Source organism: Thermococcus sp., assembly GCF_015523185.1.
Taxonomy (GTDB): domain Archaea; phylum Methanobacteriota_B; class Thermococci; order Thermococcales; family Thermococcaceae; genus Thermococcus.
The window spans coordinates 1-22,180 of record NZ_WAKV01000011.1 but is presented as its reverse complement, the minus strand read 5'-3'; the positions used below and the strand labels follow the sequence as shown (position 1 = coordinate 22,180).

Here is a 22,180-nt window from a genome sequence, read left to right as displayed (position 1 = left end):
TGAGGACGTCATAAAAGCCCCTTCAACGGACCACCTCGTTCGCTTCGAGCTTGAGCTTGGAAGGACCTTCGAAACAACGGTTGACCATCCTGTTCTCGTCTATGAGAACGGGAAGTTTGTGGAAAAGCGGGCTTTCGAGGTGAAAGAGGGCAATAGGATACTCGTCCCGAAACTGGAGTTTCCGGAGATGAACGTTGAGTATCTTGACCTTCTGGAGAAGTTCACGAGAGATGAGTTCCGGGAACTCTGGGACAGGATAATGGTGAGGGGCATAGCGGGGTGGATTAAGTCAATGGGTTTGGATGAGAACATCAAGGCAGATTACATTAGACGGGATTCTCTTCCATTGGGCGTTCTCTTGGAGTCCCTGAAAGCCAGGAACATTCAACTCTCAGAGGTTCCAGATTGTAAAATTGCCTTTAAACGTGATAGGGTGGTTATTAACCGCTTCGTCCCAATAAAACCTTTGATGAGGGTTCTCGGCTACTATTTGGCTGAAGGCTACGCGAGGGAAAGTGAAAGCGTTTACCAGATTGGCTTCTTCATAGCCGATGAAGAGGCCAGAGAAGACCTGAAAAGGGCCCTCAGAGAGGCCTTTGGGGATGGCTTTGGAATCTATGAAAGGGGAGAGAAAATCATTGTCGGTTCCCGCGTTCTCTACCTGCTCTTCACAGAAGTTCTCAAAGCTGGAAGGAACGCCCACACCAAGCGTGTCCCCTCACTCGTTTACACCCTCCCAAGAGAGACGGTTGCCGAGATGCTCAGGGCCTACTTTGAGGGGGATGGGAGTGCTGTGCCTAGAAAGCCCATGATTGCGGTGTACAGTGTCAATAAAACGCTTCTTGAGGATATAGACACGTTGCTGATATCCAAGTTTGGCCTTTACTCCAGCTGGGGGGTTGACAAGGATGCAAACAGCAGAAAAGGAAACGTCGTTCAAAAGTACCATCAGAGAAAGGGTGGGGAAGTTCCAGTTTCAAGGGTTTACCACTTAAACCTGTATGGAATTCAGGCAAAGAGGTTTATGGATGAGATTGGCTTCATCAGTGAAAGGAAGAGAAGTGCTGGAAACTCCTGGGAAGGACGCAGATTTTACCACTACAGGAGGGCAGTCGGTGAAGGTGCGGTCGTCAAAGTGCGTTCCGTCCGTTATGTTAAGCCATCCGGTGAGTTTGTTTACTCTCTGAGTGCAGCTAAATATCATACTATAGTAGTTAATGAGAATATTACTACTGCAAATTGTGACGGGGACGAAGACGCTGTAATGCTCCTCCTCGATGCCCTGCTGAACTTCAGCAAGTATTACCTCCCGGAGAAGCGCGGTGGAAAAATGGACGCGCCACTGGTAGTTACGACCCGTCTAGACCCGAGGGAAGTGGACAGCGAGGTCCACAATATGGATGTGGTCAGGTACTATCCGCTGGAATTCTACAGGGCTACCTACGAGATGAAGTCGCCCAAGGAAGTCAAGTTCATCGAGCGCGTCGAGGATAGACTCGGCAAACCTGAGATGTACGAGGGCATAAAGTTCACCCACGATACCGACGATATTGGCCTTGGCCCGAAGATGAGCCTCTACAAACAGCTCGGCGACATGGTGGAGAAGGTTGAAAGACAGCTGGCTTTGGCCGAGAGGATTCGCGCAGTTGATGAACACCACGTTGCCGAGACAATACTCAACTCCCACCTGATTCCGGACTTGAGGGGCAATCTCAGGAGCTTTACCAGACAGGAGTTCCGCTGTGTGAAGTGCAACACTAAATACAGGAGGCCACCGCTGACGGGGAAGTGTCCCAAGTGTGGCGGGAAGATAGTCTTGACGGTAAGCAAAGGTGCGGTCGAGAAGTACCTGCCAACGGCGAAGATGCTGGTTACTAGGTATAAGGTCAAAGACTACACGAGGCAGAGGATTTGCCTGACCGAGAAGGACATAAAGACGCTCTTCGACAACGTTTTGCCGGAAAAGCAGAGAACCTTACTGGGTTTTTCAGCAGATGTATGTGAGAAAATGATTAAGGAAAGAACCGGCCATTCAAACGGAAAGAACGGCTACCTTGAAAGCTTCAACGGAAATGGAAAGGGGGGTAAAAGAAAAACCGTCGAGAAGAAGTCCAAAGTGGCCGAAAAATCGAAGACACTTAAGGAGGATGTCAAGAAGGAGAAGCGTGCTAAGGCCAAGAAAAGGAAGAGCATAAGCCTCGACGAGTTCTTCGGGAGTTAGCTATTTATACTTTGACCGTCTCAATTTTCTTTGATGAACCAGTTCAAGTTAGTTCCCAGCGTTGCTTACCTGCGCGTTCAAAGGCAGGCCTTCATTGGTTACTCCATGCCCTTAGCGGGTTGGATAGGGGAGTACTTGGTTAATTACCAAAAGCTTCCCAGACCGGGATTTATAAGCCGGGCGATGAGGAAGCTTGGTTTTTCCTTCGCTGGAGAGGAGAGCGGTGACCAGTACGTTACGCAGTTCTTCACGAAGGGGAGCGTTTCAATAAGCGCGAGCTGGGACGTTGAGCGGGAGAGCTTGTTCCTCCAGCTGTTCCCCCTCCGTTCGAGACTCTCAAGGGGATTAACGATTAGAGCGGAGAATATAGAATTCTACAACCAGTACGTTGTTGTTATAGAGCCTGCGGAGAGCCTTCCTCCAGACGTTAGGGGAATCGGGATTAAGGCACTCATCCTTGAAGACTTCTACCCAGTTGAGACGCCCTACTGGGGGCTTCTCCACGAGGACTGGGAAAGTGATTTAAACGTCCTCGTCATGAGGGACGATGTTTACGATTCCCTGGGGCGAGATGAATACCGCTGTCCGGTTTGTTTTGCTCCCCTTAGTGAGGAGAACGGCGTTTTGAGGTGCACCCGCTGTGGGTTTGTCTACACTCCAGAGAGTGACTTCGACAGAGTTATGGAGAGCTTTAGCGTTGAGGAGTTCGCGTTCTAGGAAGCTTTGCAGGGCAAAGTTTGACCAAAGAATAATCAAAATTGCTTGGAATGAGTTTGCATGTCCTCTCAAAAATTGCAAGTTCGAAGCGGGTTTAACCCAAAATCTCGATGTTAAAGCCCGTTTCCCTTCTTTTAACGCCCTTCGGGCGTTATTCTCGGAGTGAAACGTCGCAAAACCTACAGGTGGAGGAGCAAACCCCTTAAAACTGAGAATTTCCAAAGCGACATGCGAACTTTGATGAAACTTTTGCTTGGCAAAAGTTCTATGGTAGCCCCGCCGGGATTCGAACCCGGGTCGCGGGATCCAAAGTCCCGCATGCTTGGCCGCTACACCACGGGGCTACCCGATAAAAATGCAAAGCTTACGCTTTATAAATCTTAACTTGGTGGTAGCAATAATTCCTGTTTAGAAAGTTTTAAAAACTCAAGCGCGTAATTAGTGTGTTTTTATTCTTTGATTGACGTTCGGGGGAATAAAAATGAGAAGGGTCGATGGAAAGGTTGCCGTTGTCACCGGAGCTACTTCCGGAATTGGAAGGGCCATAGCCGAGCTTTTAGCGAAAGAAGGGGCGAAGGTAGCCGTCACCGGTAGAAACGTTGAGAATGGTAACGAGGTCGTTGAAAGCATCAGGAAGGCAGGCGGAACCGCCAAGTTCTGGAAACTTGACGTCAGCAACGAAGATGAGGTGGAAAGAGTCTTCGCAGAGATAGCGAAGGAGTTTGGGAAGATTGATATTCTCGTTAACAACGCTGGAATAACTGGCGTCGACAAGCCGACTCACGAGCTTACTGAGGAAGAGTGGGACCAAGTCATGAACGTCAACGTTAAGGGGGTGTTCTTCTGCACGAAGCACGTCATTCCATACATGAAGAAAGCCGGTGGTGGAAGCATCGTCAACATCTCCTCCATTTATGGAATCGTCGGCTCACCGGGAATTCCACCATACCACGCCTCCAAGGGTGCAATTAGGATAATGACGAAGACCGATGCCCTCATCTATGCAAAGGACAACATCCGCGTTAATTCCATCCACCCCGGGAGTATCTGGACTCCCATGCTCAAAAAGGCCTGCGGGAAGATGGGAATTCCGGATGGGGGGCAGTGTAGAAAAGTGTTCGCCAGAATGAACCCTGTTGGCTGGGTTGGTGAGCCGATAGACGTTGCCTACGCCGTTCTTTATCTTGCCTCTGACGAGTCGAGGTTCGTAACAGGGGCTGAGCTGGTAATCGACGGCGGTTACACCGCTATGTAATGTTCCTTTCTTTTTGTTGTATTTTTCTTCAGAAGGGCAAGAAGGGAAGAAGTGAAAAGCTCAAATTATAAGCGAGACCAAATCCCTTATGGCCTTCTCTGGGTTCTTGGCTTTTGTAACTCCGCTCGCGAGGAGAACGCCGACGCTTCCCAGCTCTAGGGCTTTCTTGACGTCTTCTCCAGTGCTTATGCCCGCCCCGGTAAGGACCTTTACTTTGGGGTTCACTTTTCTAACCAGTTCAACGGTATTGGTTATGACTTCGGGCTTGGCCTTGCTCACCGGGATTCCAGTTCCTATGAGTTCTGGTGGCTCAACGGCCACGTAGTCGGGATTGAGGGCCGCAACTGCCGCCGAAACGGCTGGATTGTTGGAGCAGACCATCGTTATGAGCCCAACTTCTTCTGCCCTTCTGATGCTTGCCTCGAGGTCAGCCAAAACCATTCTCTTCTCTGAGTGGTTGAGGAGCGTTCCCACTGCACCGGCCTCCTTAACAGCCTCGGGAAGAACGTGACCTGTATGACTACCCGGCTTTATTGGGTCTATGTGCTGGGCAAAGACAGGGATTTCAACGCTCTCCGCTATCGTTCTGAGGTCCACGAGCTGCGGTGCAACGACTATTGTTATTCCTGTCTCTTTCCAGACCTTCTCCGCGGCCTTGGCTATCTCCAGGGCCCTCTTCCCGGTTGCCTCTATGTAGGTCTTGAAGTTTATCGCTATAATCGGCTCCTTCAGCTTCGCCATTGGTATCACCGTTGGTGTTACGCTTTTCTCCCTTAAACGTCTTTCGGGGAGTTCTGTTTCCACTGGAGGGGTCTCCCAAATGGGTCAATCAGCCCGGCTCTTATGAGGGAGGAGCTTATTTTGGGCCCAACATGGCTTTTTATTATTGGAATGACCACTATCTCGAGGGGTTTGAGGCCCCTCTCGGCTCTAGCTTTGTTGACCACGAGTGCCCCCTTGTAGGTTTCCTCGCTGACTACTATGGCTTCAAGGCTCTTCATCTCCCCGGCGAAGCCTATGGCGTTGTGAATTTTGATTATCCTATAGTTGGAGTATCCGTTAACGTCGAGGAACTTGAGCAAATCTTTGAGCCTAACCTCGTAGGGGAGGATTTTCTCGGCGTAGGGCTTGTTTCTAATCATCTCATCGGAAGTTAGTCCTATGTAGACGTATTTGCCAACTTCAAAGGCCTTCCTTAGTAGGGCTTTGTGGCCGAGGTGGAGTCTGTCGAAGGTTCCGCCCACTACGACTTTCCTGAACCTCTTTTCCATGCTGGGAACTTAGAGGGACAGACCAATAAGCTTTTTTATCGCCCCAGCTGAGTCCACTTGGGTGGTGGCATGAGGAAGCTTTCCGCTCTGCTCGCTGTTATGATTATTCTTTCTGCCGTTCCCACGTGGGCTATGGCCGAGAATACGAAGTCCATTAACCTATTTGATGTCAACGTGTTTCTCAGGGTTTCCCAGATGAACGTTAACGGCTCACTGGTCTGGGCCGGCTCCTTCACGATTGAGGCAACCCTTGTCAACAGGACGTTCATCGACTACTACAATTCCCTTGCAAAGGAGAACAAAACAAACGCCACCAGGGAGTTTGCGAACCTAGTTTACGGCGTCGTTTACGAGAGCTTCAAGGACTTCATAAACGACAAGCTTCAAGGTTCAAACCTGAGTGCTGTCATATACGTTCCTCCCGGGGGGCCGGTTCAGGTCACCGGGAAATGGCGCGCCGTCGTTCGCTTCACTCTGGCGCCGTTTCTTGTGAGTGAAGACGGGAAATACCTCTCCTGTCCCTACTATGGTTCGATGACAATGAAATTTTTGGGGGTTGTGTATCCTTTCCGGTGGAAACGATTAACGGTGGTTCTGCCGAGAAACTACGACATCTACACTCTCGTTCCCGCCCCCAAGGAGCTCGTTGATAACGTTGCTGTCTGGGAGAACGGGGACTACTTCCCCATGATAAAGCTATACAACCCTGTTTACAGGCTCGTTCAGTTCCTTAACTCTACAAAGAGGTACCTCAACGTCTCTTTCGACCCGACTGAGGGGCTGGTTTACTTCAACGCGACCTTCATCGGTGCCAACGCAACACCCTCGGTCAAGAGCACCCTTCTTGAGTCGTTCAGGCAGACCATGCATCCGTTGAGTATCTCGGCCTCAAAGATACCCAACGGTCTCAAGGTGATTGGGGTTGCCAAGCCCCAAGTTTCTGTAAAGAAGAGCTGGCGTTACACGAAATGGCTCGTCGTTCTCAAACTGCCCGGAAGGTTCGATAACATAACGGTAATCGGCGGAAAGTACCAGCTCGGTCCCGACAATACCCTCATCATGGAGTTCGAGGAGGAGAGAAACACTTACGTCTACGCCATCGCTGGCCTTGGATTGGTGCTCATCGCTGTTCTTGTATTCCTCTTCAGAAGGAGGTCCCGAACTTCCGGCTCTGAGGAGAGTGATACCGGACTTAAAGGAACTGGAGGGGAAACCAAACCCTCCTCGGAACGGCTAGACGAAATCCATCGGGAGGGTGACGAGAATGAACCTTGACTTCTTTTTCTATCCCCAAAGCGTCGCCGTCTTCGGGTCCTTCAAGAGGGGTGCAATAGCCTACGAAATCCTCAGGAACATCGTTGAGGGTGGCTTTAAGGGTAAGATAATCCCAGTGAATCCTAAGGGCGGAACTGTTGAAGTTGCTGGGAGAACCTTCCAGATACGGGAGAAACTCGAGGAACCAGTGGATACCGCCATAATAGCCGTTCCGGCCAGGGTTGTTCCCGGGTTAGTTGATGAGATAGGCCCCCTCATCAAGGGGGCGGTAGTCATTTCGGCTGGCTTTTCTGAGGTCGGGAACGAAGAACTGGAGAGGGAACTCGTTGAAAAAGCCAGAAAGCACGGCGTTAGAATCATAGGCCCCAACTGCGCCGGTATTTTCGGCGTCCACGGGAAGTTCTTCGGCTCCTTCGAGGTTCGCGTAAGGCCCGGAGGTCTGGCTCTAATTAGCCAGAGCGGTGCCTTCGGTGGCGCGGCTTTGGCCATGGGGAACGAAGAGGGGATAGGATTTTCGGCCTTTGTAAGCTATGGAAACGCCGCTGACCTAAACGAGAGTGACTTTTTAGAATACTTCGCTGACGATGAAAATACTAAGGCCATAGCCCTTTACATCGAGGGAGTTAGAGACGGCAGGCGCTTCCTTAAGGCACTCCACTACGCGAGCGAAAAAAAGCCCGTGGTAATCCTTAAGGCCGGAAAGAGCGCGAGCGGTGCCAAAGCTGCAGCATCCCACACCGGTTCTCTGGCTGGAAGCTACGAAATCTACCGCGCGGCCTTTAAACAGGCTGGGGCCATAGAGGTAGATGAGATGGAAGAGCTTTTCGACGCGGCTAAGGTCTTCGAGATGTATCCAAGGGCCGGAAAGCGCGTGGCGGTAATTACGAACTCAGGTGGGCCAGGTGTTCTGGCAACGGACAAGCTTGAGAGGCTTGGCCTTGAACTGGCAAAGCTGAGCGATGAAACAACTCAAAAGCTTCGCTCCTTCCTTCCACCTCAATGTTCGGTGAAGAATCCAATAGACCTCATAGCGGATGCCGACTACGAGCGCTATAGAAGAGCCATCGAGACGGTCTGCAGGGATGAGAACGTCGATTCGCTCCTCGTCATCTGCGTTCCCCCGATATTCATACCGAGCGAGGAGATAGCAAAAGCAATCATCGAGGCCGACTGCGACAAGCCGATTGTAGTCAACTTTATGGCCGGCGAGCTCATTAAGGATGGCGTTGGGCTTCTGGAAAAGCACGGCGTTAAGAACTTTCCCACTCCGGAGCGGGCCGCTAGGGCTTTGAAATGGCTGTCTGAAAGATTGTAGTGTGATGTTTTCTCTCTTCCCTGCCCTCTTGTCCTTCTTCAACGCGGGTAACCTTTTTAATCCTTCCACCAACAGTGGTGACGATGATAGCTTTAGGTATAGAGGGAACCGCCCACACCCTTGGCATTGGAATCGTCACTGAGAAGGAAGTTCTGGCCAACGTATTCGATACTCTAACGACCGAAAAGGGTGGAATCCACCCCAAGGAAGCCGCTGAACACCATGCGAGGCTTCTCAAACCTCTCCTTAAGAAGGCCCTCGACGAGGCAGGAATAACAATAGAGGACGTTGACGTTATAGCGTTCTCCCAGGGGCCCGGCCTCGGGCCGGCCCTTCGCGTCGTTGCCACGGCCGCGCGGGCGCTGGCGATACGCTATGGGAAGCCGATAGTGGGGGTAAACCACTGCATAGCCCACGTGGAAATCACGAAAATGTTCGGCGTTAAGGACCCGGTCGGTCTGTACGTCAGCGGTGGGAACACTCAGGTTCTTGCTTTGGAGGGCGGTCGCTACCGCGTTTTCGGGGAGACCCTTGACATAGGCATAGGCAATGCCATAGACACTTTCGCTAGGGAGCTTGGCATAGGCTTTCCAGGGGGCCCGAAAATAGAGAGGCTCGCCCGTAAGGGGGAGAGGTACATAGAGCTTCCCTACGCTGTAAAGGGCATGGATTTGAGTTTCTCCGGCGTTCTCACCGAAGCGGTCAGGAAATACCGCACTGGAAAGTACCGCGTTGAGGACCTTGCCTACTCCTTCCAGGAGACGGCCTTTTCAGCGCTGGTTGAAGTTACTGAGAGGGCAATAGCCCACACCGGAAAAGACGAGGTTGTTCTCGTCGGTGGCGTTGCGGCAAACAACAGGCTTCGCGAGATGCTCAGGAGTATGGCCGAGGACAGGGGTGTTGAGTTTTTCGTCCCGCCCTACGACCTTTGCAGGGACAACGGCGCGATGATAGCCTACACAGGTTTGAGGATGTTCAAAGCGGGAATCAGGTTTTCCCTTGAGGAAACGGTGGTAAAGCAAAGGTTCAGAACCGACGAGGTCGAGGTAACATGGGACTGATTGTTCCTGTTTACGTGTTTGTGGTTGATGTTATACTGTTCCTTGCAATAGGTTACGCCTTCGTTTTCATGCTCAGGAGGATGAACAAGTACGACCCGGATTTGAACACGATGGTGAAGTATTCGGTTATCTTTCTCGGGCTGGCCGAACTTGGAAGGATTTTTGACCTTGTTGATGACTTCTGCTGCACCAACATTGCCACCAAAGCTGAGGTTTTTCTGTACTTTGTATCAATCGTTGGCGTTGTTTATACGGTCGTTTATTACATCAAGCTCGTTGAGAACAATTACATTCCATCTCCCCCAAAGAGTGTAAAAAAATCTCCCCTTGGTGCTCATGTTGTCTTCTCCAAGAACAGGTTTTTGGACGTTATAGAGCTTCTCAAGAATGCTGATTTTCCTGTTTTGGCAGTTACTCGGTCCCCGTCAATGTATCAGGGCTTTGACAACGTTTCAACCGTATGGGTGACCCAGGTTGAGGGCGGGATAAAGCCAACTGCTCTCCACGTTCTCCAGGATATAATCCTGAAGTTTGTTAGGGACAACCCCAGCTCGGCCGTTCTGATAGATTGTGTGGAATATCTCCTTCTCTACAACGACTTCAGAACGGTCTTCAAGTTCCTTGCAAACCTAAAGGACCACGTTGTCCTTCAAAATGGCTCTGGCTTTGTAGTATTTATCGACGACTCGGTTTTAAGCGAACAGGAGAAGGCTCTCCTCCTCAAGGAGTTTGAACCACTCTAAAATCTTTTCTTGAGTTTCATCGTGTATTTTGGATATATCTCCCTCGTAAAGCGGATGAATTTAGCTTTTCTCGGCGACTTCTTTATCATTATTTCCGTTTCAGGTGGAAGGTATGTGTAGAACTGTCCGTCTATCGCCAACACTATTTCCCTCGTCAGGGCCATGTTCCTCACGTCTATCCTGCTCTCGGCTGGAACCACCATCGGTCTAGAGCTCAGTGCTATCGGCGCCAATGGGGCTATCACAGTAACGCTCAGCCTGGGGTCAACGAAGGGTCCGCCTGCGCTCATGGCGTAGCCTGTGGAACCAGTTGGTGTTGAAATTATCAGCCCGTCCGCGCGGATTTCATCCGCCAGTCCGCCGTCTATGTAATAGCGGAGGTGGATTATCTTGCCCGGTATTCCGGTCAAGATTGCAACCTCGTTCAACGCATCCGGAACCTTTGCTTCGCCGTTGAGGTACGTTCTCAGCTTTATACGCTCGTCTATGTAGTATTCCCCCTCGATGAGCTTGCTTATCGCAAAAAACGTCTCGTGGGGTTCTACCTCTGTCAGAAAGCCAAGTGTCCCCATGTTAACACCCAAGATCGGAATGTCCCTCTTCGTCTTGTGCTCCACTCTGAGAATCGTTCCATCGCCACCTATGACGATGATGAAATCAACGTCGAACTTCTCCAGCGGGAGAATATCGTCCTCGTCGAACTCCCTCAGATGTTTGTAGGTGTCCTCGTCAACAACAACGTCGTACCCGCTAACCTTCAGGAAATCGTACACCCGGTAGGCCAGCTTCAATGCCTCTGCCCGGTCCCTTCGTGCAACGACGCCGAACCTCATGGTAAACCGTTATTCACTATTTTCTAATTAAACCTTTTCTCCTGAGCTTTGCACCGAAGTGAGTAGTCACAACTGCCCCAAGGGCCGTTGGAATCCAGTAGGAGATTAACCTATCAAGGAGGGTGGCCGTTACGGCTATTTCTTTGTTTATTCCGAGGATAACGTAGATGCCTGAGTTGACAGTCTCTATTATCCCGGCACCACCTGGAATTACGCTTATCATACCAACGACTATGCCCACCATCTGAACGACCATAACGTCTACTAGAGAAATCGGAAAGTTTATCGCTCTAAAAACGCAGTAGGTTCTCAGCACGGTGAAAATCCATGATGCCGTTGAATACACCAGTGCGAGCGCAAACGTGCCCTTGTGTTTGATGAGGAATCTAAAATCGTTCTGGAACCTTGGGACGTCTGTTTCTACGACCTTCTCGAACCTTTCCCTGTACTTTTCTGCTTTCTTCGGTGTTAACCTCTCGAAAAGCCTAAAGAACCACCAGAGAGCACCCTTGGTTTTTCTCTCGCTAAGGAGTATTCCAAGGGTGAAGAATATAAGTCCAGCGAAGGCCGAGTCGAGGAGAACAAGGATTAAGGTGAGCGAAAGCGAGCCCAGTCTGTAAACATAGACAGTCGATATACCAAGCATAACTATAACCGGAACCAAGTCAAGTATCCTGTCCATCATCACCGTCGCGAAGACCTGGCCGTAGGGCTTCTCGGTCTCTTTCGCCAGAAAGTACATCCTGACTGGTTCCCCCCCGCCCCTCGCCCCGGGAGTTATGTTGTTCACGAATATGCCCGCGAGTAAAGCCAGGAGTATCTTTGTAAAGCCGGCATCGACGTCGAGGGCCTTAAGCAGAACCCTCCAGCGCAGGCCCCACGTCACTAGACTCATGGAGTACATGATGACTGCGAGGATTAGATATTCTCCCCTTGCCTTCTTAAGTATCTCGGCTACCTCCCCTATCCCCGCCCACCAGAGCAGGAGCGTGATTATCCCTATTCCAAGGGCGAGGAGGGAGTATTTTTTCTTCATGGTCACACCTTCCTAAGCTTGGCTATAAAGAAACCCTGGGTTAGATGCCTGTTCGGATAAAACCTCTGAACTTTTTCAAGCCCTATTCCGGCTGAACCTATGAAGAGACCCTGCTCCTCAAGTTTCAGGCCCTTCTCTAGCATGAACTTCACGTTGGCTTCATTTTCTTCCAGCGAGATTGTGCATGTCGAGTAAACCAGAACTCCATCTTTCCTCAGGGACTTTATGGCCGCCCATATGAAGGCCCTCTGGTACTTGGCCGTTGCCTTTATGTCCCTTGGGGTTCTGCTCTCCCACAGTTTTGGTCTTATTCCTAGCGCGGTGCACGGGGCATCGAGGAGTATCTTGTCGGCCTTTATCCCGAGCTCCGGCAGTTTTCGGGCGTCCATTCTTATTATCTTCACGTTCTTTACGCCAAGCCTATTAAGTTCCTCCTCCATCTTCCTCAGCCTGTTGCGTGATTTGTCAATCGCTATAATCTCCCCTCTATTCTGCATGAGCTGGGCTATGTGAGAAGTTTTTCCTCCAGGTGCAGCCGCCATGTCTATTATTAAATCTTCCTCGCTCGGCTCAAGGACCCTGGCGGTTACCATGGAGGGCAAACTTTGGGCGTAGAAGAGGCCCTCCTTAAAGCTCTCGAGCTCGTTCAGACTAGGCAGTTTGAACTTCGGCAACGTTACTTCTACTGCTAATCCCCTCGTCGAGACGACCATCTCCTTCCCGCTCATTCTGGCTATTCCAATTCCGACGAGCAGGCCCCTCGGGTCCCTAATCTCGACCTCGTCACCGGGCTTTATTCCCTTATTCGCTTGAAGGACGCCGGGGGCGTAGAGGTGGGCACCCTGATAGACGCTCTCGCTCGCGAACTTGTTGGCCCTCACCACGGGTAAACCCGGGTCGTAGTTATCCTCGAAGTTGGGTCCCTCCCTTTCGAAGTATATCCCCTCCTTGAGGTATGGGCTCCTCCTGGGCTTCAAACCTTCCCTCCTGAGGATTCGCATCAGCTTCTCCCTGCTGGTCTTCAGTGTGTTCACCCTGATGTAGTACTTCTCCACAGGAGTCCTTAATGATGCCATTATTTCCTCCGCTTCACTCCCGAAGAGCTTTCTATAGTAGTCCTTCAGCTCCACCGGAAAGGCCTCAAAGGTCGAAGATTTCCCACTCCCTTCCAAGGTCAATCAGCCTCTCAAGGCCTTTTTTAAGTGCTTCAACACTTCCGAAGTTGGCCTCAAACTGGAAAACTTTCTCATCGCTTTTTTCAATCCTTTCTAGAACTTCCTTCGGCGAAACCCTCCCGTTCCATCTCCAGTTGTAGAAATCTCTCAGGAAGTTCTCGGAACCGTAGATGAAGCTCCTCGGAAAGAGCTCTAGGAAGAGGCTCAAAAAGCCCTCGCTCAGCCTTTCTTTTGGAATTGCAACGACGAAGTAGTAGCTCTCCGGCGTTGCTCCTACCTCAATCTGGGGCTTTACCTCGAAGGCCGGGTGTGGGTAGTTCATGACCTCCCAGCTTCCGTCTATGAAGACATAGGCCCCGAAGACCTCTTCGACGTCTTCAACCTTAAACCCCCTCTCCGGGAGCGTTTCTTTTAGCTCCTCGTTGAGCGTGAATATGTCCTCCCACATTCTGTTCAGAAACTCGTGGATTTCTTTAACTTTCATCTCGCCCACCGTAGGAGAAAAGGAAAGGGGCTTAAAAAGGTCATCTCCTCGTGATGTTCTCCAGTGCTTTGTTGATGTCCTCCATGATGTGAGTCTGCACCTCCACGCTCTCCGTTTTCAGCGGTATCTCTAGGCTCCTTCCGGCGAGGTTTGCTGACAACATTATTTCAACGTCGACTTTGCTCCTCTCCCCGTTCCTGACGTGGATTGCCCAGACCTTGGGCAGTTGGTTCTCGTCTATCACCACTATGGCGTCGAGCTTCGCATAACCGTTCGCCGGGATAATCTTGCCCTCCTTGAGGTAGCCTGTTCCAATTTCGATTCCGTTCGCGTAGAGGTTGAAGGTTAGGTTTGTTACTGGGATTGGGAACGAGTTCGGGTTGTAGAGGAGCATCTCAACGTCCAGACGGCCTTTGTTCTTTTCTTCGCCGAGCCACCTAACCTTCGTTCCAAGGAGCGCTGGTGTTTCAGCCAGTCCTCCGAGGACAGGTTTGCTCTCGGCCGTGAAGTTTAGCTTGTCGAGGATGTCCATTGTGAAGTTTTCCTTCACCTTGAAGTTGAAGGGTATGACGCTCAGAGCCTTTCCGGCTATGTCTATCTCAAAGTATCCCTTCTGTCCCCCGTTCAGGTAGTTGGCGAATGCCCTAATCAGGTTTGGGTTGCTGAGGGCAATGACAAGCGTGACGTTTGGCTGAAGTGGATTGTAGTCGAACTTCTCCAGCTCCGCGACCTTGACGCCGGTGAAGTACATCGTCAGGTTGTCGAGCTTTGCCGGAACCAGAAGGGGCCTCTGGAACTCTCCTGTGATTACTATCTCCGTCTTTTCCTCGGTGACTTGGCCCCAGCGGGCCTTAAAGACGGGCGGTGAGCTCGTAACTGAGTAGGCGATGTATACTCCCCAGAGGATTATAATTAGGGTTATTATCCCGATGAGTTTCTTTATCATGGCAACCACCCTTTTTATAAGATAGCTCCCCAACCCTTATAAAAGGTTCCCAACTTCTCACTTTGGTGGTACGATGGGGCTGGAATCGGTGTTCTGGGCCTTCTGGTATATCCTTCCCGCTTACTTTGCCAACGCTTCGCCGGTTTTAGTTGGCGGAGGGAAGCCTATAGATGGTGGGAGAAAGTGGAGGGACGGAAGGAGGCTCCTCGGCGATGGAAAGACATGGAGGGGCTTTATAGGGGGCGTTGCTATAGGGACCCTCGTTGGGGTAATCCAGTACTTCATAACGCCGTGCTTTTACGGAAGCCTCTCGACGGCGGTGAAGCTCGCTTTTCTGCTCTCCTTTGGGGCACTCTTCGGGGACTTAGTAGGCAGTTTCTTCAAGAGGCGCGCTAACCTGCCAAGGGGTGCCCCCGCTATAGGCCTCGACCAGCTCGGCTTCCTGATAAGTGCACTTGCTTTTGCTTATCCCGTGAAAACCCTTTCCAGCGGCCAGATTATCTTCCTCCTCGTTGTTTCCCCTTTTATCCACTGGGGAGCTAATTACCTCGCCTACAAGATGGGCTGGAAGAGTGTCCCCTGGTGATTTACTTTTCGTCAGTTTTCCAATGTTATTTTGTGGTTTTGTACGAGTAATCAAAATTGCGAAAGAAAACTTTTTTAGCACATTCTTTTTCCAATGCTCGGTGGTTATATGAAAAGAGGGCTTGGAGTGTTGATAATAGGAATAATGTTTGGCGCTCTGGTTTATGGGGCGATAATATCTGCACCTCTGGTTCTTGCAAACGGAGTTGATGACAACAAGGCATACGAGGACTTCTGGAAAATCCTCAACAACCAGGCTTACCTCCTCGTTTCCTTCAACGAGAGCCTCTCCAGCGGTAATCCCAACGCAACCCTTGCCAGAAAGCTGATAGACAACTCCAGAGAGGGTGAGCTCAACTCCGCCAACATTTCTGCCCAAATCTGGCTTGCCTTGGAGGAACTGAAAAAAATCCGGCGTAAAACTTTACTACTCTGCCGATGAGCTGAGAAGGATGGCTGAGAACATCAGCAAAAACGGCCTTTCCAGGGAGACCGTAAACGAGTTGAAGGCCCAGGGCTGGACTGACGAGGAGATTACGGCCCTTGAGGATTACATAGCCAAAAACGCCGACAACATATCGGGCGGTTTCGACATGGGAAGTTTTCTCACGAACTTCTCTCGGGCCTTTGTTCTCGTAGGTTTTAAATACGCCGACTACGAAACGTGGGTACTTGAAAAGTGGAAGTGGTCAAACCCTGGGAAGTCGGAATCCGAGATAATTAACACCTACAAAAACGCCAAAAAACAAATCGTTCCTGACCTCGCGAACCAGTGGTCGAAGTTCTACCATTCCTACCTCTCCGGTGATGTGAACGGAATGTCCTCATCTCTTGATTCCCTTGTGAATGGTGTGGATTCCCTCCTCCTTGGTTCCCGTTGGATGACCGTGAGCGGTGGAGGCATTATTGTCCGTGATGTTGCCGAAAACGGAGTCGTGAACAACCAACTTGCCCTCTACACAAAGGACTACTATTGGCCTACTGCTCTCGAAGCTTACAAGCAAGTCCGCAGGGTTTACGTCCTGGTTAATGCAATCAAACTCGGAAACAACAATCCAGAGGTCAGAGCAATGCTCAACAGGGAAGTTGCGGAGCTTAAAGATTCACTCGTTGCCTACGTTAAGCAGGGTCCCTTCCCACAACCTTCTCCTTCACAGTCTCCTATGCTCCCATGCCTTCCGGGTAAGTGCGACGTTGCCCTCTCAAATTCCGGGGAGACGCTTCCCTTAACTCAATCTAGTACTTCCCAGCCGACTGATATAGCCCTAAACGTTAACAGCAACTACGGTTACATCGACGGCGTTCAGGTAACCCTTGAGAAGAGCCTCCGTCCGGACGGTCACGTGGAGTACAAGGTAAGAGTCGAATTCTCGGTTGAGAGGAACCAGATTTCGGATGTGAGTATTACTCTCACAACTCCGGACGGAACAGATTCGGTCCACTACTCAACCCTAGCTACCGGTCAGCACCAATGGGAGTCAAAAACTTTCATCAGTTCGGGTACCATAACGTCCTCTGGGGACAGTGTTGTGATTAGTGGGAACATTAGGATAACCTACGTTTCCACGGATTCTCCAACCCCTAACTCGGCGCCTGTTTCGCCTTCTTCATCTTCAACTTCCTCAGTTTCCACCTCCGGACTCAGAGAGCAGGAGTTTACAAAATCCTTCTACTTCAGGGTCACCTACGATGACTTCCTCCAAGCAAGCAACGTTCGTGTCTATTTAACGCCCCAACCTTCCTCCGTTTCGGCCGGTGGTCATGTTACATTTAAACTCTCGGTTGAGAACGGTAACAATGTTTCCATTAGGGGCTACTGGAGGGCAGACCTTGACCTCCCCGACGAGAACGGCGTGGTGTCAACAATGCATTACTCGGGCAATCTCATGGTTGGGGCTTCATCCTCCTCAACGGCTACTATAGCGACGGTTTCGTATCCCAAAGCCGGCGACTACAGGTATTCGGTAACTTTTTACTTTGGAAATAACTCTAAAACCGTCAGTGGAACAGTTCACGTAAGCGCAAGTTCTGGAAGTTCAAACGATTACAGGCTCTGGATAGGGGGTGTAGCCCCTGAGTCTGTCCAACTGAAGGAGGGTGATACGGTGGGCTTTAATGTCAAAATAGGCAACAGTTATCCAAGCACTGAGAGGGCTTTGGTTAAGCTTTACGTTGATGGTGAGCTTAAGGATTCGAAGCCCCTTAACGTTACCACTTCAGGAACCTCTGCAACTCTTCACTGGCTTGCTCAAGCGGGGGAGCATGATTACACTGTCAAGCTCTACAGGCTGGTTAATAACCAGGAACTGTGGGAGGATGAGTGGAGTGGCAGTTTGAAAGTTGCTAGGGACCCTGATGGGTTGTACGCTTGGCTTGAGGTTGCTCCCAATCCTGTTAATGTTGATGGAACGGTGAACTTGAAAGTAAGGGTTGAGAACCATAATTCCAATGAGTGCTTTTATCAGGGGACTATTAAGGTAGTTGATGACAGTGGTCTAATCCTATGGCCTAAAAAGGATTATTCTGTAGCAGGCCCTATTACATATCCTTGCGAAATTTTTGAACCTGACTATACCATTAGTGGCAGAGTACTCACTATCGGGCACGACAGAACTATGGTTCAGAACTTTACCCTAGAGCACGTTTCAAAGAATATGACTCTACATCTTATAATTGGGGGTGTAGAGATGGCTAGTGCAAAGGTTGATGTTGTCCAGCCCGGGCCTGTTATCGTTACAATGGACTGTCCAGATACTGTGGCCATTGATGATGAAGCCCATTGTACTGTTCATTTGACCTTAGTAAAGCAAAAGAATATAACTCTACATCTGAAGGAGATTGACTTTGGGGGTAAGAAAGTGTGGCCGGTAAATCTAAGTAGCGTCTGGGTAGAGCAGGAGGGAATAAAGCTGATTCCCCACTACACCCACAGATTGTCATTCTCAATAAACATCGATGATGCTCTAGCAAACTACTACTTTGGGAAAAAGCCCCTTGGATGGGGATCATATGCCAACAGGTTTGTAGGGTACTCCTACCTTATCAGAGCAGTCTTCAGTGATGGAATTATGGCTAGTGATATAATTGATGTAACTGACAAATCCTCACTTGGTGAAAAAGTTGAGAAGGGAGTAGAGGGATTAGGTATTGCCGAGTCCGTGCTTGAGAAATCAGCTGAATGGAGTGGACAACTGGAAACTGTGGTTGGCGGATCTTTAGGAAAAGCGGCAGCAGTGATGTCAAAAGTACTTGGGATTGCCGGTTGGGTTTTAACCGCGAGAGATGTTGTAAACTGGCTCAGAGCACCAACACCTTCAGATGGAGATAGCAACAATGTGATCGGAGGATGATGTTATGAGGAATCCTTCCCAGGTCTTTAGATTTGCCCTCCTTATTAACATTTTAATACTCCTGTATTCAGCATATCAAGTCAAAGTCAATGACTCTGAATGGTGGGAATATACTTTTATTGGGGTATTTTTGTGGCTTGTAGGACTATTCTTGGTAGCTCCCAGTCCAAAGATGCCTCGATGGTACAGTCTTAATAATCTACTTCTTTATCCTGCAATGTTTTTGATTGGAGTTAAAGTTCTTGCTCTCAGTTCAGGACTTGGATCTTTCATAATTTACACACTTATGATATTTGCAACAGTTGAAGTTGTTATATATCTAATAACAAGAACAAAACCTAGCATTATAACAAAATACATCGTTATCTATTATGTTGTGTTAGTTTTCCTCTCGTGGATTCTATATTATGAGTATCCCTTAGTTCCCATTACCTATCTTCTTTTTGTGGCATACTGTCTGTTGGGTGCAGAGAAAACAATAAGGAGAACTCCAAAGGTAGAGGAGGAGAGCATAGAGTCAAAAGGTTAACAAACACCATCTGGGGGTAAACGAAATGTGGGTCTTCAAATTCCTTAGGGCACTTGCCTTTTTCTTTTCTTTGTATGTTCTTTATAGAGGCCTTCAATTAGGCAGTATGAGAATGGCACTGCCCTATCTATTCCCGGGGACGTTCTGGGGTGCTTATTATTACCATTTCGTTCGAGAGATTCTCAGTGAAGGAGAATTGTCCCTGGGAGATAAAGTTTTGTACGTTCTGTTTATGATGATTGGAATCGCAGGTATCTTTACAGGAACTGCACTTTCAAGGACGAGGATGCAGTTTTTCAGCAGTTTTGCAATATGGATTCTCACCCTCGTGGTTCTAATTAAAAGTGGAGAGATGACAAAAAGCATTATATGCAAGTTGCGAGCATACAGCGATGCACTCCTACCTGGGATTTTTTCTTAACTGGGGCATTCCTGTTTTTTGTGTTTCCAGCTCCTTTGAATTTTACATACCTTCTGACATTTATGGCAATAAGTGGAACTATTTATGAATGGGAACTTGAAGAGAGAAACACGAGGCAATAGAATTGTTGGAGGGTGATTTTAGTGGCTGGGATGTTGGATTTGTTCCTCTTTCTATTTGCCTTTGCTATAGTGGGCGCTGGAATTGTCTCAAGTCGTATTTTGGGCCTAGCTCTGACTCTAGTTTCTTGGTCATCTTTTGCTCTGTCCCTCAAATATGGTGGTTCCGTTGATGTTAGGGTTGGATACATGTCCATTTTAGCATGGATGTTAGCCATGGGGGGTGTGCTTGTTTGTCGGATGTCAGGTAGGAAGCAACTGGGATTTAAGAGAATTTTTGGTATTCTCTTATGTGCCTCCAGTTGTTTTACTTTTCCTGCTTAATGGCCATGTATACCTTGGCATTCTGGGCCTAGTCGTTCTAATGGTTCTTAATGATGATTCCATCGCCAAAAAGCTACCATCTGGTTCGTTTGGCAGAAATACGGTGTTGGCTTTGTTGATTTTTCAGATTGTTCTCGTGGGTTTATTGACGCGCTCTCCTTACGTAGTTCCTTATGCCCTTGTACTTTGGGGGTGGTATAAACTGGAAGTTGGGAAATGTTGGGGCTGTTCTTTGAAGAGCAAAAAGCGGTTGAGGGTAGACTACTGTAGAATGAACTTATATATTCCATGTACAAGGGTATTAATGGTATTCCATGAGATGGGGACAATAATGCGGTGGTTGGTGGTGGTTACATCCGGGAAGATACTCACCAAAGCAGGTATTAAGGGAACCGGGAAATTCCTGTGGGGTATTGGGAATTTCATTCTGGCTGTAGCGGATGTCCATGACTGGTTTTTCGCCCCGAAGCCCTCAGATGGAGATAGCAACAACATAGTGGGGGGATGATGTTGGGACACTTGGGCAAGATCCTGCGCATGCTTTCTGTACTCTTTTCAACTTATTTTCTTTTTACGGGTCTTAAACTACACAGTAGAGAATCTGCCGTAGCTTACTTGTTCCCTGCCCTATTCTGGGGTGGATATTACTGGCTGTTTCGCAGGGAAGTAATAATAGATGAGGAAAAACATGACAAACCGGAAGTTGCAGCGTTTTTAATATGGATGCTTGTCCTAGTGGGGCTGATGGAATACACTTTTTTCATAACAAACAGTGCATCAAAGTTCTTTGTTAGTCTCATTGCCGCGCTTGCAGTTGCTGTCCTGTTCCCCTTTAAATTGGTTAAAGGGTGCTGTGAGAGATTATTTTCCCTTAATGAGCTCGTTCCTCTTTTGCTGTTTGGGGGTTTGGGTTGTTGTTTTTGTTCTTAATCCAGTTTCCTCTCAGTTTGTCGTACTTTACGATGTTCCTTGCAATCGGAGCGACAGTTTATGAATGGGATTATGATAAAAATACGAGAGAGAAGACCCCCATGGGACGGTGATTACATGAAGTATAGAGCACCTATGCTGGCTTCTTTTGTGTTTTCTTTGTACTTTTTTGTCCATAGCGTTGGGAATAACCCAGGAAATCTTCAAACACTTCTGTATATTTTTCCCGCATATTTCTGGGTGGCCTATTACTGGATATTCAAGAGAGAACTCATGAATAAGGCCCTTTCAAAAGAATTTGGTGAAGAGGAAATCGTGAGCTTGCACGTGTGGTTCATCCTGTTGCTATTCTCGGTGGGATACGCTATGCTCGCCGTTTCGACGTGGAAGGATTTGATTTTTGCCGTAGCCATGATTATTTTCTCGTTTTTCATTTATAGGCCTGTTTCGTGGATATACACTTTCATCTCGAGAATTAAGTTGCTGGGATATTTGATTGGGTTTGGGCTGGGCGTTCTCGTGTTGAGGTTGCTTGGACCCTCTTTGGGTCTTAACTATCTATTGCTTATGATGGGGGTTTGGTCTGAAATGCGAGATTACCTGAAGGTGAGTTAGGTTCGAAAACACGGGACTTTTCGATGGTGCTTTGGTTGGAAAAAGTTTATATTACTATGTGTGGTTGTATCAATAGAGAGAATCTGGGTGATGTTGGATGAAAGATTTCAGTTGAGATAACCTTATATTCACAATCCTCCTTTTACTTCCGCTAGCGCTGTTGTTGTTTGAGGCTCTTTTAAACGCCTACTGTTGGAGTTATTGCGGGATTCTTGAGCCTCCCCTCTTCATTCAAGTTTCCCCTGCTCTGCTCTGAGGTGTGGAAGTGTGGTGGATTCTCAAGAACGGCACATGCCTCTCCCGGTGTTTCTGGTGAGTGCCTTCATCGTTATTTACCTCGGATTCGCGGTCGATAATCCTCCCAAGCTTAGCGCTTATTTGAGTGATGTCCTGTGGGCGGTGCTCTACACATACGCCCTCAAAGAGGAATATCGGAGGTCAGTGAGGGAAAACACAGGGGAGGCATCTTGAGGTTTTAATCTTGGGGATGCTTTAATGATAAGCATCTTGGAATTTCCCTGTAGAGTCACACTTTGAGAAGGGGCTGGATAATCCCATCCAATAATCCTTTTTAACCTCCCCTCCAACTTTCTCCGGTGGTTGGCATGAGGGTCACCGTCCGCTACTTCGCGCGCTATCGCTCCTTGGTTGGCAAAAGCGAGGAGGAACTTGAGGTTCCAGACGGGATAACCGTTAGGGAACTCATCGAGATTCTCAAGGAGAGGCACCCGGTTTTGAAAAACGAGGTCTTCGCTGAGGAGGATGACTTGGCCGATGTGAACGTCTCCAGAAACGGCCGTTACGTTCGCTTCGACGAGGTTCTCAGGGATGGGGACATAATAGCTATATTCCCCCCGGTGAGCGGTGGTTGAGATGCTGAGCGATAGGGAACTCGAAAGGTACGACAGGCAGATAATGGTCTTTGGGGTTGAGGGGCAGGAAAAGCTCAAAAGCGCGAAGGTCGCCGTCGTCGGC

At 49.1% G+C, this 22,180-nt stretch carries 24 protein-coding genes, 1 tRNA gene and 1 pseudogene; 18 read left to right on the top strand and 8 right to left on the bottom strand.

What is annotated here, in order from left to right:
* On the top strand, positions 1-2,221 hold a 2,221-nt coding region (locus tag F7B33_RS00990; protein ID WP_297072629.1), incomplete at its 5' end, for an LAGLIDADG family homing endonuclease.
* A gap of 30 nt (positions 2,222-2,251) precedes the next feature.
* A complete protein-coding gene (locus F7B33_RS00985; RefSeq protein ID WP_297062946.1) occupies positions 2,252-2,938 on the top strand; it encodes a hypothetical protein in 687 nt (228 codons plus the stop codon).
* Between the two features lie 268 nt (positions 2,939-3,206).
* On the opposite strand, the gene F7B33_RS00980 is transcribed toward F7B33_RS00985, so the two are convergent.
* Positions 3,207-3,282: transfer RNA gene (locus F7B33_RS00980), tRNA-Gln, on the bottom strand.
* 137 nt (positions 3,283-3,419) lie between these two features.
* On the opposite strand from F7B33_RS00980, the gene F7B33_RS00975 reads away from it, so the two are divergent.
* Positions 3,420-4,193, top strand: coding sequence for an SDR family NAD(P)-dependent oxidoreductase (locus F7B33_RS00975; protein WP_297072627.1), 774 nt, complete (start codon positions 3,420-3,422; stop codon positions 4,191-4,193).
* Positions 4,194-4,253: 60 nt separating this feature from the next.
* On the opposite strand, the gene tpiA is transcribed toward F7B33_RS00975, so the two are convergent.
* The gene (tpiA, locus tag F7B33_RS00970) at positions 4,254-4,934 is read right to left on the bottom strand and encodes a triose-phosphate isomerase (RefSeq protein WP_297072625.1); all 681 of its coding nucleotides are present in this window, start codon (positions 4,932-4,934) and stop codon (positions 4,254-4,256) included.
* Positions 4,935-4,966: 32 nt separating this feature from the next.
* A complete protein-coding gene (coaD, locus tag F7B33_RS00965) occupies positions 4,967-5,464 on the bottom strand; it encodes a phosphopantetheine adenylyltransferase (RefSeq protein WP_297072623.1) in 498 nt (165 codons plus the stop codon).
* 69 nt (positions 5,465-5,533) lie between these two features.
* On the opposite strand from coaD, the gene F7B33_RS00960 reads away from it, so the two are divergent.
* The 4 genes from F7B33_RS00960 (at position 5,534) to F7B33_RS00945 (ending at position 9,858) form a co-directional block, all read left to right on the top strand.
* Positions 5,534-6,739: a hypothetical protein gene (locus F7B33_RS00960; RefSeq protein ID WP_297072621.1), complete on the top strand. Its 1,206-nt coding sequence runs from the start codon at positions 5,534-5,536 to the stop codon at positions 6,737-6,739.
* On the top strand, positions 6,729-8,054 hold the full coding sequence (locus F7B33_RS00955; RefSeq protein WP_297072619.1) for a CoA-binding protein: 1,326 nt from the start codon (positions 6,729-6,731) through the stop codon (positions 8,052-8,054). The genes F7B33_RS00960 and F7B33_RS00955 overlap by 11 nt, the downstream gene beginning before the upstream one ends.
* An 83-nt stretch (positions 8,055-8,137) precedes the next feature.
* Positions 8,138-9,115, top strand: coding sequence for a bifunctional N(6)-L-threonylcarbamoyladenine synthase/serine/threonine protein kinase (locus F7B33_RS00950; protein ID WP_297072617.1), 978 nt, complete (start codon positions 8,138-8,140; stop codon positions 9,113-9,115).
* Positions 9,106-9,858, top strand: coding sequence for a DUF835 domain-containing protein (locus tag F7B33_RS00945; protein WP_297063409.1), 753 nt, complete (start codon positions 9,106-9,108; stop codon positions 9,856-9,858). Before F7B33_RS00950 ends, F7B33_RS00945 begins: the two co-directional genes overlap by 10 nt.
* On the opposite strand, the gene F7B33_RS00940 is transcribed toward F7B33_RS00945, so the two are convergent.
* Genes F7B33_RS00940 through F7B33_RS00920 form a run of 5 tightly spaced genes read right to left on the bottom strand, consistent with a single transcriptional unit; the run spans position 9,855 to position 14,332 of the window.
* Positions 9,855-10,691 carry an NAD(+) kinase gene (locus F7B33_RS00940; protein ID WP_297063407.1) on the bottom strand — a complete coding sequence of 279 codons (837 nt, stop codon included), beginning with the start codon at positions 10,689-10,691 and terminating at the stop codon, positions 9,855-9,857. The two genes, F7B33_RS00945 and F7B33_RS00940, sit on opposite strands and share 4 nt — an antisense overlap.
* 16 nt (positions 10,692-10,707) lie before the next feature.
* Positions 10,708-11,727 (bottom strand): lysylphosphatidylglycerol synthase transmembrane domain-containing protein, encoded by a 1,020-nt coding sequence (locus tag F7B33_RS00935; RefSeq protein ID WP_297063405.1) that lies wholly within the window; start codon positions 11,725-11,727, stop codon positions 10,708-10,710.
* 2 nt (positions 11,728-11,729) lie between these two features.
* Positions 11,730-12,899 (bottom strand): RsmB/NOP family class I SAM-dependent RNA methyltransferase, encoded by a 1,170-nt coding sequence (locus tag F7B33_RS00930; protein ID WP_297063403.1) that lies wholly within the window; start codon positions 12,897-12,899, stop codon positions 11,730-11,732.
* Positions 12,868-13,386, bottom strand: coding sequence for a DUF3201 domain-containing protein (locus tag F7B33_RS00925; protein WP_297063414.1), 519 nt, complete (start codon positions 13,384-13,386; stop codon positions 12,868-12,870). Before F7B33_RS00925 ends, F7B33_RS00930 begins: the two co-directional genes overlap by 32 nt.
* A 40-nt stretch (positions 13,387-13,426) precedes the next feature.
* The gene (locus tag F7B33_RS00920) at positions 13,427-14,332 is read right to left on the bottom strand and encodes an LEA type 2 family protein (protein WP_297072631.1); all 906 of its coding nucleotides are present in this window, start codon (positions 14,330-14,332) and stop codon (positions 13,427-13,429) included.
* Positions 14,333-14,405: 73 nt separating this feature from the next.
* Between F7B33_RS00920 and F7B33_RS00915 the strand changes: the two genes are divergently transcribed.
* The 11 genes and pseudogenes from F7B33_RS00915 to F7B33_RS00865 form a co-directional block, all read left to right on the top strand.
* Positions 14,406-14,918 (top strand): CDP-2,3-bis-(O-geranylgeranyl)-sn-glycerol synthase, encoded by a 513-nt coding sequence (locus F7B33_RS00915; protein WP_297063401.1) that lies wholly within the window; start codon positions 14,406-14,408, stop codon positions 14,916-14,918.
* A gap of 93 nt (positions 14,919-15,011) precedes the next feature.
* The gene (locus tag F7B33_RS00910; RefSeq protein WP_297072615.1) at positions 15,012-15,359 is read left to right on the top strand and encodes a hypothetical protein; all 348 of its coding nucleotides are present in this window, start codon (positions 15,012-15,014) and stop codon (positions 15,357-15,359) included.
* Between the two features lie 10 nt (positions 15,360-15,369).
* Complete coding sequence (locus F7B33_RS00905; RefSeq protein ID WP_297072613.1) at positions 15,370-18,267, top strand: hypothetical protein; 2,898 nt, start codon at positions 15,370-15,372, stop codon at positions 18,265-18,267.
* Between the two features lie 4 nt (positions 18,268-18,271).
* Complete coding sequence (locus tag F7B33_RS00900) at positions 18,272-18,796, top strand: hypothetical protein (RefSeq protein WP_297072611.1); 525 nt, start codon at positions 18,272-18,274, stop codon at positions 18,794-18,796.
* Between the two features lie 106 nt (positions 18,797-18,902).
* A complete protein-coding gene (locus tag F7B33_RS00895) occupies positions 18,903-19,217 on the top strand; it encodes a hypothetical protein (protein ID WP_297072609.1) in 315 nt (104 codons plus the stop codon).
* A gap of 348 nt (positions 19,218-19,565) precedes the next feature.
* Positions 19,566-20,168 (top strand): hypothetical protein, encoded by a 603-nt coding sequence (locus tag F7B33_RS00890; RefSeq protein WP_297062188.1) that lies wholly within the window; start codon positions 19,566-19,568, stop codon positions 20,166-20,168.
* On the top strand, positions 20,165-20,590 hold the full coding sequence (locus F7B33_RS00885; RefSeq protein WP_297072607.1) for a hypothetical protein: 426 nt from the start codon (positions 20,165-20,167) through the stop codon (positions 20,588-20,590). The genes F7B33_RS00890 and F7B33_RS00885 overlap by 4 nt, the downstream gene beginning before the upstream one ends.
* A gap of 117 nt (positions 20,591-20,707) precedes the next feature.
* Positions 20,708-21,205 carry a hypothetical protein gene (locus F7B33_RS00880; RefSeq protein WP_297062184.1) on the top strand — a complete coding sequence of 166 codons (498 nt, stop codon included), beginning with the start codon at positions 20,708-20,710 and terminating at the stop codon, positions 21,203-21,205.
* Positions 21,206-21,472: 267 nt separating this feature from the next.
* Positions 21,473-21,676 carry a hypothetical protein gene (locus F7B33_RS00875; protein ID WP_297072606.1) on the top strand — a complete coding sequence of 68 codons (204 nt, stop codon included), beginning with the start codon at positions 21,473-21,475 and terminating at the stop codon, positions 21,674-21,676.
* A 134-nt stretch (positions 21,677-21,810) separates the two neighbouring features.
* Positions 21,811-22,077, top strand: coding sequence for a ubiquitin-like small modifier protein 1 (locus F7B33_RS00870; protein WP_297062213.1), 267 nt, complete (start codon positions 21,811-21,813; stop codon positions 22,075-22,077).
* A gap of 1 nt (position 22,078) precedes the next feature.
* Positions 22,079-22,180: pseudogene (locus F7B33_RS00865) on the top strand (adenylyltransferase); the annotation flags it as partial.